At 33.5% G+C, this 13,259-nt stretch carries 9 protein-coding genes; 5 read left to right on the forward strand and 4 right to left on the reverse strand.

Going from position 1 to position 13,259, the window contains the following annotated elements; all coding sequences use genetic code 11:
• Positions 1-43: 43 nt before the first annotated feature.
• Entirely contained in the window at positions 44-454 is a 411-nt protein-coding gene (gene ybeY, locus BLT80_RS02525) for an rRNA maturation RNase YbeY (RefSeq protein WP_092466011.1), read from the reverse strand.
• A complete protein-coding gene (locus tag BLT80_RS02530; protein ID WP_092466012.1) occupies positions 447-4,061 on the reverse strand; it encodes a DUF4175 family protein in 3,615 nt (1,204 codons plus the stop codon). Before BLT80_RS02530 ends, ybeY begins: the two co-directional genes overlap by 8 nt.
• A gap of 464 nt (positions 4,062-4,525) precedes the next feature.
• Between BLT80_RS02530 and BLT80_RS02535 the strand changes: the two genes are divergently transcribed.
• The 5 genes from BLT80_RS02535 to BLT80_RS02555 all read left to right on the forward strand — a co-directional run bounded on the left by BLT80_RS02535 (position 4,526) and on the right by BLT80_RS02555 (position 10,260).
• The gene (locus tag BLT80_RS02535; protein WP_092466013.1) at positions 4,526-5,569 is read left to right on the forward strand and encodes an alkane 1-monooxygenase; all 1,044 of its coding nucleotides are present in this window, start codon (positions 4,526-4,528) and stop codon (positions 5,567-5,569) included.
• Positions 5,570-6,150: 581 nt separating this feature from the next.
• Complete coding sequence (gene gltX / locus BLT80_RS02540) at positions 6,151-7,665, forward strand: glutamate--tRNA ligase (RefSeq protein ID WP_092466014.1); 1,515 nt, start codon at positions 6,151-6,153, stop codon at positions 7,663-7,665.
• Positions 7,666-7,720: 55 nt separating this feature from the next.
• Positions 7,721-8,704, forward strand: a complete 984-nt coding sequence (locus BLT80_RS02545; protein WP_092466015.1) for an SGNH/GDSL hydrolase family protein — start codon at positions 7,721-7,723, stop codon at positions 8,702-8,704.
• 115 nt (positions 8,705-8,819) lie between these two features.
• Complete coding sequence (locus BLT80_RS02550) at positions 8,820-9,746, forward strand: SPFH domain-containing protein (RefSeq protein WP_092466016.1); 927 nt, start codon at positions 8,820-8,822, stop codon at positions 9,744-9,746.
• Positions 9,736-10,260 carry a hypothetical protein gene (locus tag BLT80_RS02555; protein ID WP_139181003.1) on the forward strand — a complete coding sequence of 175 codons (525 nt, stop codon included), beginning with the start codon at positions 9,736-9,738 and terminating at the stop codon, positions 10,258-10,260. The genes BLT80_RS02550 and BLT80_RS02555 overlap by 11 nt, the downstream gene beginning before the upstream one ends.
• A gap of 52 nt (positions 10,261-10,312) precedes the next feature.
• Here the strand turns inward: BLT80_RS02555 and BLT80_RS02560 are convergent, their stop codons facing one another.
• A complete protein-coding gene (locus tag BLT80_RS02560) occupies positions 10,313-10,801 on the reverse strand; it encodes a DUF1761 domain-containing protein (protein WP_092466018.1) in 489 nt (162 codons plus the stop codon).
• 359 nt (positions 10,802-11,160) lie between these two features.
• Positions 11,161-13,170, reverse strand: coding sequence for a glutamine--tRNA ligase/YqeY domain fusion protein (locus BLT80_RS02570; protein WP_092466019.1), 2,010 nt, complete (start codon positions 13,168-13,170; stop codon positions 11,161-11,163).
• Positions 13,171-13,259 lie beyond the last annotated feature (89 nt).

The raw sequence follows: 13,259 nt of genomic DNA on the forward strand, positions 1-13,259 counted from the left end.
TTTAAAATTTTGAGTCTGCAAATATACACTGAATTGATGTGTATTACTTTCGCTTCGCTAAGTAGTAATCTTCTTTAGAACGCATCTCCTTTTCATCTGCATCGGTCTTATCTTTATACCCACAGTAATGCAATACACCATGAATGATGACGCGAGCAATCTCATCTTGAAATGCAACCTTAAAATCGGACGCGTTTTCTTCTACGCGCTCTACAGAGATATAAATATCACCATGTAGTTCCTTTCCTACTGAGTAATCAAAACTAATGACATCGGTCAATGTATCGTGATCTAGAAAATCTACATTCAATTTATGTAAATAATAATCGTTACAAAAGATATAATTAATCTCTCCTTCTTTACAGCTTTCTTCTGATATGGTGTTTGAAATCCATTCAGAAAGTTGTTCTGTATTTTGTAATTTAAACTGGGTTTCGTAATTAAAACTAATCATTGGTGCTTTTAAAATACTCTTGAATTTTCTTCTTAAAATGATTTTGCAAAGGTAGTGCTTGGCGATTTAAAATTTCGGTAGTATTAAAATATTGTTTCGCTGTTGGAATTTGACTTGGGTTTGTTGAATTAAAGTCTTCTGTATTTGTTTCAGATTTACGTTTAGAATCTTGGCCTTGCATAAACGTCGCATTTTCTAATTTTAATAAATTATGCTGAAGATCCATCATCTTTTGAAGCGTCTGATTTGTAAATCCAGAGTTTAATAAATCGAGTTCAATATCCTCCATTTGCTTTATTAATTGTCCGGCTGATTCAATTTTTCCTTCCTTAGCAAATCGGTCTTCTAAGGCTTGTCTTAATTGTTGTTGTTGCTGATAAATTTTAAACAGCTCACCGTTTTGTTCTTCGCTTCCACCTTCACCATAGCCATCATTCTTTTCACCTTCACCGTCACCATTTCGATCACCATCGTTTTTTCCATCTTTGCTTCCCTTACCATCTTTGCCATTCTCTCCTTGCTTTCCTCCTTGTTGTCCTTCGCCATTTTGAGATCCATTTTCACCAGATTGACCACCTTCACCTTGTTTACCTTCTTTCTGTCCGCCTTTTCCGCTCTCACCACTTTCACCGTTCTCTCCTTCTTTACCAGATTTTCCTTTATCTCCTGGCTTATCACCTTCACCTTCTTTGCCATCCTTACCTTCTTCACCAGGTTTATCCCCTTCACCTTCTTTTCCGTCTTCACCTTCTTTTCCTTGTTCACTTTTCTTAACACCTTCCTCCATCTTCTTATTAAGCTCTTCTTGGCTCATAATAATATCTGGTAACTGTTCACCTCCACCACTGCCTTCTCCTGGCGATGGATTCATTTGCATTTCCATATTATCTAAAACATCACTTAAAAAATTAGCTAACTCATTCGTCGCCGTAACCGCATATTGTTGCGCACCCACACCATGATACAGTCTGTTTTCTGTCAATTGATCTAAAGCTTTGTCTATATTAAAATATACATCTGTAATTTGTGAATTTACTTGCTCAGAAATCTTAGGCTGACGCAAAGACAATGCAAACAAACTATCATCAATATGCTCAAAATGAGTCCTGAGATTACTTTGCTCTATAATATACTTACCGTATTTATTATTCTCAATGCTAATACTTTCAAAAGTAGTCATAAGTGCTTCTTGATCAAATGAATACAGTAACAAATTCTCTAATATTTGACGTAAAGCATCGATATCTTCAGACATTTGCTCACCACCTCCGCCACCACCTGCAGCTGCCTTTTTCATCATCTCACTCAACTGCTTCATCTTCTTAGCCGCTTTCTTTTGCTTCTCTTTTGCCTTTTTTTGCTGCTCTTGGGCATCTTGTGGTTTGGCTTCAGAATCGATGGCTTCCTTTTTTTCTAAGGCTTCTTTGGCTTCTTTTTGATCGAATTTTATTTCATCTTCTAGAAACTCATCTCTTGGTATATCCATTGGTTTTTGAAGCTTCCTATCATCACTATTTAATTCTTCTAAATCTTTTTGCAGTTTATCAAATTCTTCATTTAATTTCTCTTGAGCTTCCTTTGTGTTCGCTTCATTCTTTTCAGATAACTTCTCCTGCTCTTCAGCTAATTTTTCTAATTCATTAGCCACCTTTTCAGCTTTCTTCATTAAATAAAAACGCTTGGTCAATTCCAATAGCTGTTTCATGCTACGTTTTTTATTCTTGTTTTGCTTGGCTAATTCTTCAAGTTTTTGAGTGAATTCTTCCTTGTTAATTTTATCCTTTAATTGTTCAAGCTCCTCTAAAAGTTTTTCATCCTTTTTAAGTTGCTCTTCATTTTCCTTTAAGCGTTCTTTTAAATCCTCTTTAAATTGATCATCCTTCTTTTCGTCTTTTTGAAATTCTTCTAAATTTTCTTGTAGCTTTTTGTTGAAATTTTTCATCAACTGCTCTTGATTTTTCTGACGCTTTAGAAAATCTTCAAACTTCTTTTTGTCATTAAAATTTAGACTCTCTTTTTCCTTTTGAGTTTTTGATAACTCTTCTAGCTTTTTATCTTGTTCTTGAAGTTTATCAAACGTCTTACTAATATCTTTTATCGTTTCGTTTTGCTCATTCAGTTGCTTCTGCTCTTCTTCGTCTTTAGTTAATTTACGGTAACTGAATACAGAACTTTTTGTGCGTTTATAATTATGAAGCGCATCGTTATCAAAAACTTCAAAATAGAGTTGGTAGCTGACACCATCTTCAAGATTAAACTGATTTGGAAACGCACTTACAAACTCACTAAAATTAGATTTTGAAATATGAATCGGTTCAACTTCTTTTTTAGATTCATCGTCTGACGGATAATACACCAATTGCAACCTTGATAAACCATAATCATCGCTGGCTTGTCCATAGAAATATAAACTTTGTTGGTCTACAGAATCTTTCTGTACCTTAATATTTAGTTCTGGATAAATATCTCTAACCACATTGATATTATAGGCAAGATTCTCATAATCTTTTAAATCTTCATTACTTGTTGTAATACTGTAATTATAATTTTTATACAATCGTTTTGAAGCTTCAAAATTATCGTTCGTATTTAAAGTGAAGCTTAACGTGTCTTCCGCATAAATTTGAACTCCTGTAGTTGCCTTGGTTTTCGCTCTCCAAGTCACATTAGTCCCTTCTGGAACCACAGCCGAACCTGTACTTTTTAAGACCTCATCTTGCTTTTTAGTATGTTCAGGATAATCTAAAACCATTTCAAAATTTACTAAACTAGGCGTATTAACCACGTTTAATTTATAAGGTTTTGAAGTGACATCATTCGCTGTTAAGGTAAATTCTATGGCTTCTTTAGGTAAGCTAAACGTGTATTGAAATTCCCCAGGTGCTATTTGCTGTAAGAAGTATGATTGCCCATTAAATTTGATTTGTGCATTCTCAGGAATGACATGTCCTGCTGTAGACACATTCAATTTAAAATCCTTATTTTCAATAGCTTGTAAGGATTCATTCAATACAAAAAATTGAAAAGGTGCTGGTGGTTCATAAGCCGTTTTATAATTTACAACACGCTCGTAACTATCGCTAAACCAATCAATCTTTCCTGTTACAAATGATAACAGTATAATCGCCAGTGGAATAGCAGCATATTTTAAATATTTGGTGTTCGACTTAAAATTAACAGCTGCTTTAAAAGGAATAGGTTGTAATTCTTGAGACTTTTGCTCAATACTCGCTAATAATAAATCTGATTGATGTGGGTTTTGATTTAATTGAAGAACGTTTAGTAGTTTGTCATTAACTTCTGGGAAATGATTACCAATTAATTTGGAAGCGGTTTCAAAATTAATGCCTTTTCTAAGTTTGAATAAATGGGCTAAAGGAATGGCTATGAATTTTATGAATAAAGCTAATTCTACTCCAATGAATGTCCAAAATAAGATTGTTCTTGCCGTAGGATTTAACCATAATACATATTCTACAAACAAGGTTATAATAAGGTATAACAACCCAATGGCAAAAAATAATATCACACCTTTTAGTAATTCATTGGTGTAATACCTTTTAATGAATTGTTCTAATTTTTGTTTTATGGTTTCGAAATTGTTCATTTAATTTTAAATCTATTTTCAATGTTCATTTTGTCTTGATACAAAACGAACCAAAAAATCAAAACGATTTATTAGGAAATTGAAAGCACCAATCGCTGATACTTTGATAATTATATTCCACTTTAAACCTTATATTTTCAATCCTTGATTTTCTAATTTAACAATGATTATAGCTCATTATTTCTGAAAATCGTTGCGTCCGACGCTGTCGGAACTACAGGCAATAACAATCTTTTGGTTACCAATAATGGTTAATAGTATTTCAGGAATAATGCTCTAAAAATGCTAAACTACACTCTATATTACCTTTAACTGACTAAACTACGATTTTATTTTAATTGCAATTTCGGGAAAATTGGTAAGATTCTGTTAATTTAGAGGTTTTTGGTGTTAAATTAGGTTCAAATTGAAGCATTCTTAACTTAAACGTGAATTTCTACTTCTAAAAGAATGATAAACAATATATGAAAGATCTTAAATATCTAGCCGCATTTTCAATTCCTTTAGTCTGTTTCTTCAGTTTATATTTTAAAGGCTATTGGGTTTGGGCGACTCCTATTTTTGGATTTGTTTGTATTCCAATTTTAGAACTTATTTTTCCTGTTGATAGTCAAAATTTAAAGCCTATCGAAGTTGATACTAAATTAAAACAAAAGCTATTTGATTGGTTGTTGTATTTAAATCTTCCTATTGTTTATGGTTTAGTTATTTATGGATTATTTACCGTATCAAACACCGCATTAGAAACTTACGAATTCGTCGGAATTATAATTTCTGTTGGAATTGTTTTGGGTGTAAACGGCATAAATGTGGCACATGAACTTGGTCATAGACAAACCACAAACGAACGTTTTTTGGGTAAAGCACTACTGCTTCCTTCATTTTATATGCACTTTTATATTGAACACAATTTTGGTCATCATTTACATGCTGCTACTCCCGAAGATCCCGCAACAGCACGTTATAACCAAAGTGTATATGCATTTTGGTTCACCTCAACATTACGGCAGTATTTTAATGCATGGAAGATTCAACTAAAATTGCTCAAAAACAACAAAAAGCACTTCTTTTCGACTAAAAATGACATGTTTTGGTACGTTTTCTTTCAAATTAGTTATTTAATTGCTGTTTTCTATTTATTTGAAACTAGAGCATTACTCTTTGCTCTTCTTGCAGGAATTATTGGTTTTGTGCTTCTCGAAACCGTGAATTATATTGAGCATTATGGTTTAATGCGATTAAAAACGAAATCTGGTCGTTACGAACGTGTTAAAGAAATTCATTTCTGGAATTCTAATCACGTTATTGGAAGAATTGTCCTGTATGAATTAACCAGACATAGCGATCATCATTATAAAACAACCAAAAAATATCAAATATTAGATTGCCACGACGACAGTCCACAAATGCCATATGGCTATCCAACCTCAATGGTATTAGCTATGATTCCTCCACTTTGGTTTGCCATTATGAATAAACGTGTTCCTAAGACTATGATAACCGATTAGTTTTTAGCTATTATCGTAGTTTTTATTGAATTTAACCATAAATGTGAAACACAAATTAACAAACAAATTACTTACTATTCTACCGATCATTTTGCCTTGATGCAAAACGAACCAAAAATTACTCAATTTTCCATTTAATTAGAAAAGGATTTCGTGAATCTTCGATTTCAAAACGATTTATTAGGAAATTGCAAGCACCACTCACTGATACATTAATAATTTTATTTCTTTATGAAGCTATGAATTCCAATCCTTGATTTATTAATTCAACAAAAATTATGGCTCATTATTTCTGAAAATCGTTGAGTCCGACGTTGTCGAAACTTAGGCACTAATAATCATTTGATTTACATTTCAGAAGATTATGTTTCAATTTGAGATCTAACTCAAAATTTTAGCTTTTGAATGAGTGTTTATCCTGAAGCTTTGTCTATTAATTAAAGTATGATGAACGCATTAGTTTTCAATTAATGAGATTAGAAACTTTGAAGTTTAAACTTTGAACATTGAACTTCAAAAATCTATCTTTGCGCTAGATTCTGAAACAAGTTCAGAATGACAAACTATTTCGATTTTCCGTTATGTCTAAAAACGTACGTGTGCGCTTTGCACCGAGTCCAACAGGACCATTACATATTGGTGGTGTAAGAACCGCTTTATTCAATTATTTATTCGCTAAAAAACATGGAGGTGATTTTGTTCTTAGGATAGAAGATACAGATCAAAACCGTTATGTTGAAGGTGCTGAAGAGTATATTGTAAAATCATTAGATTGGTGCGGTATGTCTTTTGATGAAGGTCCAGGAAAGAATGAAAAATTTGGTCCTTACAGACAAAGCGAGCGCAAGCATTTGTACAAACAATATGCAGATGATTTAATTGCAAATGGAAAAGCGTATTATGCTTTTGATACCTCTGAGCAATTAGATGCAGAACGTAAAGGCCATGAAGCCGAAGGAAAAACCTTTATTTATAACTGGCATAACCGTGCAAAAGGACGTTTAGTAAACTCTTTGGTATTAACTGAAGCTGAAACTAAAGCTAAAATTGAAGCTGGTGATGATTACGTCATTCGATTTAAATCTCCGCAAGATGAAACCTTACATCTTACCGATATTATTCGTGGTAACATGAAGATTGACACCAATGTTTTAGATGATAAAATTTTGTTTAAAAGCGATGGTATGCCAACCTATCACTTAGCAAATATTGTAGATGATCATTTAATGGAAATTACACATGTGATTCGTGGTGAAGAATGGTTACCATCTTTAGCATTACACCAATTATTGTATGATGCTTTCGGTTGGAATGCACCAGAATTTGCACATTTGCCATTGATTTTAAAGCCAACAGGAAAAGGAAAATTAAGTAAACGTGATGGTGATAAAATGGGCTTTCCTGTATTTCCATTAGAATATACAGCACCAGACGGAACGGTGTCTAGAGGTTATAAAGAAGATGGGTATTTCCCTGAAGCTGTGGTTAATTTCTTAGCGTTTTTAGGTTGGAATCCTGGAACAGAACAAGAAATATTTAGTCTAGAGCAATTAGTTTCAGATTTTGATTTCTCAAGAGTAAGTAAATCTGGAGCACGCTTTGATCCGGATAAAACAAAATGGTTTAATCACCATTACATGCAACAGCAATTAGATTTGAATTTGGCTGAACAGTTTAAGGCTACACAACCAGAATTAGCTGAAGTGGATGTGAATTACATTGCATTGGCTGTGGGATTAATAAAAGAACGCTCCACTTTTGTGAGCGATTTTTGGGACTTAAGTCATTTCTTTTTTACGGCTCCGACATCTTATGATGAAAAAGCTTCTAAAAAAGCATTAAAAGAAGATACGGCTGATATTATGAACTCTGTTATTGAACGTGTTAATGCTACTGATGATTTTACGGTTGAAAACCTTCAAACTAACATTAAAGGTTGGATTACAGATAACGAAATTAGTTTTGGAAAAGTAATGATGCCATTAAGACTCGCTTTAGTTGGGGCATTACAAGGACCAGATGTTTTTGATATTATGTATATGATTGGTAAAACAGAAACGGTTAAACGTATTGAAAATTTGATTAAACATATTTAATATAATCAAGACCTGTCAGGTTTTGAAAACCTGACAGGTCTGAAACATCAAAATTATGAAGTCTTATTTTTTCCTTTTAGTATTTAGTCTCGGTTTAGCCACGTCTTGTAAAAGTGAAAAAAAAGTAGAATTACCAATAGATACTGTAGCATTACCATTACACAATAAACGTGTGTTGATATTAGGTAATAGCATTACACAACATGGTTATTATGTAGACTTTATAGACTATTATTTACGTAAGCACTATACTGATAATTCATTAGATATTATCAGTATTGGCTTATCTAGTGAAACTATTTCTGGTAGTTCTGAACCTGGTCGCGACTTTCCAAGACCTAATGTTAGAGAACGTTTAGACAGGGCTTTAAAAGTCATAAAACCAGATGTTGTTTTGGCTTGTTATGGTATGAATGATGGGAATTATCATCCATTAGACAGTCTTAGATTTCAAGACTACAAAAATGGGATTTCAGAATTAAAAACGAAGGTTGAAGGTATTGGAGCACAATTAATCTTAATGACTCCTACCCTTTTTGATCCTAATCCGATTGCAGATCGTGTTTCAAAAGAAGGAGAACCTCATGAATATTGGCACCCTTATTATAAATATAACGACGTCTTAACGGTCTATGCTGATTGGTTATTAAGTTTAGAGACGGAAGAGCTTCAAGTTATAGATTTACATCATCACCTTAATCCTATTTTAGCAAATATGAAACGTATAACAGCGGATTCCACGTTTGTTCCAGATGGTGTACATCCTAATAAAATTGGTCATTTCTATATGGCTCAGAAGATTTTAAAAGATTTATATCCTGAGGTTTCTATTGAAAATCCTGTTTCAGAAATTGAACGTTTAAAAGCTGATTCTGTTTTTACTTTAGTTTCTAAAAGACGTGACTTACGTTCTGAAGGTTGGCGTAATTATGTTGGCTATTCTAAAAATGGTGATACCGTGAAGGCTGATTCTATTTCTGCAACGGTAGCTAAGGTTAAACTATTGGATGACGCTATTTTAAAATTATTGAAACCGTAAAATACGTTATCGTCATTTTAAAATGTTGTACGCCGTAATATCTGCTGCATTTCAATTTATCTCATTAAAATAACTTACTTTTAATGACACTTATTTTTAACTAAAAAAACATGTTATGGAAAATTTCATTCTAATTCCAATTATATTTTTTGGATTAGTCATTTTAGCCTCCTCTTTCTTTATGGTAAAGCAACAAACTGCTGCTATTATAGAACGTTTTGGAAAATTTCAGAGTATTCGTCAATCGGGTTTACAGATGAAAATTCCAATTGTGGATAAGGTAGCAGGCCGTTTGAGTTTAAAAATTCAACAATTAGATGTTATCATCGAAACCAAAACTTTAGATGATGTATTTGTAAAACTAAAAGTTTCTGTACAGTACAAAGTGGTCACAGAAAGTGTTTATGATGCTTTCTATAAGTTAGATTATCCACATGATCAGATTACGAGTTATGTCTTTGATGTGGTACGTGCTGAAGTCCCAAAAATGAAATTAGATGATGTTTTTGTGAAGAAAGATGATATTGCATTGGCCGTAAAAGCGGAATTAAATGATGCTATGATGGACTACGGATTTGATATTATCAGAACTTTAGTGACTGATATTGATCCAGATCCACAAGTAAAAATAGCCATGAACCGTATTAACGCGGCAGATAGAGAAAAAACAGCTGCACAATATGAAGGTGATGCACAACGTATTTTAATTGTTGAAAAAGCCAAAGCAGAAGCAGAAAGTAAGCGTTTACAAGGACAAGGTATTGCTGATCAACGTCGCGAAATTGCTCGTGGTTTAGAAGAATCGGTTGATGTTTTAAATCGTGTTGGTATTAACAGTCAAGAAGCTTCAGCATTAATAGTTGTTACACAGCATTACGATACTTTACAAGCTATTGGAAGTGAAACGAATAGTAACTTAATTCTTTTACCTAATTCACCACAAGCAGGAAGCCAAATGTTGAATGATATGGTCGCTAGTTTTACAGCGAGTAATCAAATTGGTGAAGCCATGAAAAATCAGAAAAAGAAAAATGATGAATAACATAAAAAAGATACTGCTATTTATTTTAATAGCGACAAGTGTAAATGGATTTTCTCAAACTAAAACAGACGCCTTAAAGGATGCTAAAATAACGTCTAAAGCAGGTTTAGAAATGGACTATGAAACGGTTCTTAAACACACACTTCCATCAGTATTAGACATGATGGGTGGTAAAGACGCTGCTTTAAAGGTTATAGAATCTACTTTTGAAAATATGAAAGCACAAGGCTTTGTGTTTGAAAAAGCTGATATTAACGGTGTTTCTGAAATTGTTAAAGAACAAGGTCAGTTTCGTTGTATCATTGAAGGTTACAATCAAATGGTGATGTCTGGACAACGTATTTCTTCTAAAAGTTACCTCTTAGGAATTTATAATGAAGCAGATAAATATTGGTGGTTTATTGAAGCTAAGCAATTAAAAAATGAAGCTTTAACAAAACAAATTTTACCAAATTTTGAAACGGCTCTAGAGATTCCTGAAGATGATCTTAAGGTAGAACCCATAGAAGATTAAATTATAAAAAAACCTCGAAAGTGAATTTTCGAGGTTTTTTTATTTCAATTCGTTATAAACCGCAAAGAATACTTCCCATTACGGTCAATGTAACAATCCAATACCCAGCATTTATAGCGATATATTTTGTGCTTTTTCGTTCAAATAAAGCAATGGTTCCAATAATTGGAAGTGCCCCAAGAATCCCAAACATAGCTCCGTGTAAGGCACCGTGCTTAAATGTTCTAAATGTATTTCCATAATCGGCCATAAACGCTTCATAAGATGGTTTTGCCAATTCTGGCTCTCCTCCTACCATGCTTAAAGCTCCCCATTGATGGTTGGTAAATTGTATTAATAAAAAACTCAGCATAGCAGCAAACACTAATGCTAAGCCAAAAATAATTGCAATATTTCCACTTTTTATGCGCTCTTCTGTCATTCCAGATTCTCGCATCCAAGCCATTCCAAAGCCAAATTTAGGATTGTACCATAACGCTCCAATACATAAAGCAGCGACAGCAGCAATGGGAATGGCAATAAAGTTAATTGGTAATTCCATAGTATAGTGAGATTAATTAGTTGTTTTAAATGTACAAAAAAACCTCATAACTATTGATTATGAGGTTTTTAATATATTTATGACGCTATACTTTAGTGCTCTTCTTTGTATTTATCTCGAATTTCCTTTAACTCATTAAGGTAATTTTCTAAATCTGAAGTATCTAAACTAGCGCTTTCATTGGAACCATGAGGTAATGTACTTCTGGTTTCACTTAACTATTTTTGACGTCCTAGATAATGCTTTTCTATATCTCTCTTTACTATAGAGATTTCTGTGGATATTTTTGCGATTTATTGATAATTACTTGGCTTTAACTAAAGTTAAATATTTATAAATTCAATACGTGTCAAAACTTACTAAATCCCAGAAGCTTCAGCCACTAATACGTCATTTTTATCTTCCTTAGCCTTCTCAATAAACACATTAATAGCATCATTTCTTTCTAAGCCATTTTTAAGCATCACTTTCAACGCAATTAAAGTTGCGATACGAGTACCTGCTTTTTTTACAGCTGTGCCAAATAAAGGCTCTAATTCATCGTAACTAACATCTTTAGCAAGCACTTCTATTTCAGCTTTAGCTTTTAGTTGTTTTTCTTCAGCTAAGTTGGTGTATTTCTTCCCTAATTGCTGAATAACACTTATAGCAGAACGCTTTTGTAAATTTGGTTTTGGTTTGTTTTGATTTTCATTAGTCTGGGGTTTTGGCTTTTGCTTTGCCCAACTATCTCTTAAGCCAACTGTTTTATTAAATACTAATTTTTCAGCTGTGGAATCATCATCCACATTAAAATAGCCTAAGCGTTGAAATTGAAACTGCTCCCCTACTTCAACATCTGCCAAACTCGGTTCTAAATACCCTGTTTTAAGCGTTAAAGATTTCGGGTTTACGTATTCCATAAAATCTTTGTCCTTATCGCTATCTGGCGATTCGTGCATAAACAAACGATCATATTCTCTAATTTCGGCAGTAATAGCATGTTTTATAGACACCCAATGCAGTGTTCCTTTTACTTTTTTAGAGGTGTCTTCATCATAGGTACAATGGATTTCTGTTATCTCTCCATTGACGCCTTTTACAACACTATTGGCTTTAATGATATAGGCATTTTTTAAACGGACTTCGCCTCCAAGTTGTAATCTAAAAAACTTAGCTCCTGCTTCCTCTTTAAAATCCTCTTTTTCAATATAAATTTCTCTAGAAAAAGGTACTTTTCTAAAGCCTGCAGAATCATCTTCCTGATTATTTTCAGCTTCTAACCATTCCTCCTTGTCTTCAGGGTAATTAGTAATCACCACTTTTACCGGATCTAAAACGGCCATCACACGATTGGCTGATTTGTTTAAATCTTCACGAATACAGAATTCTAAAAGTGACACATCAATGACGTTTTCGCGTTTAGCAACTCCTACTTTATCAATAAACTTTCTTATAGAATTTGGTGTATAACCACGGCGACGTAAGCCAGAAATCGTAGGCATACGTGGATCATTCCAACCAGAAACAATTCCTTCTTCAACCAAACGTAATAGCTTACGCTTGCTCATTATGGTGTAACTAAGGTTAAGACGTGCAAATTCGCGTTGTTTAGGTGGCATCGGTAATGCTTCCTTAGCATAATCATATACATGATCTCTAAACCAATTATAAAGCTCTCTATGTGGTTTAAACTCTAATGAACATAAACTGTGCGACACTTGTTCTATATAATCACTTTCACCATGCGTCCAATCGTACATCGGGTAAATACACCAATCGGTACCTGTTCTATGGTGTTCGGTATGCATAATACGATACATCATAGGATCTCGCATGAGCATATTTGGACTTTCCATATCAATTTTAGCACGTAAAATATGTGTGCCAGCTGGGAATTCTCCAGCTTTCATACGTTGGAATAAATCTAAATTTTCTTCCACACTTCTATTTCTATACGGACTATTAGTACCTACTTGAGTTGGTGTTCCTTTTTGTTGTGCAATTTCTTCAGACGTTTGGCTATCGACATAAGCTTTTCCATCTTTTATCATTTGAACTGCCCAATCATACAACTTCTGAAAATAATCAGACGAATACAATTCATTTGCCCATTGGTAACCTAACCAAGCAATATCTTTTTTTATAGCGTCTACATACTCCTGCTCTTCTTTTGCAGGATTTGTATCGTCGAATCTTAAATTTACGGGTGCATTATACGTTTCTCCCAACCCGAAACTAATACCAATAGCTTTGGTATGACCAATGTGTAAATACCCATTTGGCTCCGGTGGAAAACGAAAGCGAAGTTTATCTTTTGATAAACCACTAGCTAAATCTTCTTCTATAATATGCTCAATAAAATTGAGTGCTTTTTTTTCTTCTGACATGTTTTAGGTGTTAGCTGTTAGGTATTAGCTGTCAGGTAAAATCCTTATACAGCTACAATTCTCAACATCATTATTCCAGGTGGTAAAAT

The organism is Winogradskyella thalassocola (assembly GCF_900099995.1).
In the GTDB taxonomy this organism is placed as follows: Bacteria; Bacteroidota; Bacteroidia; order Flavobacteriales; family Flavobacteriaceae; genus Winogradskyella; species Winogradskyella thalassocola.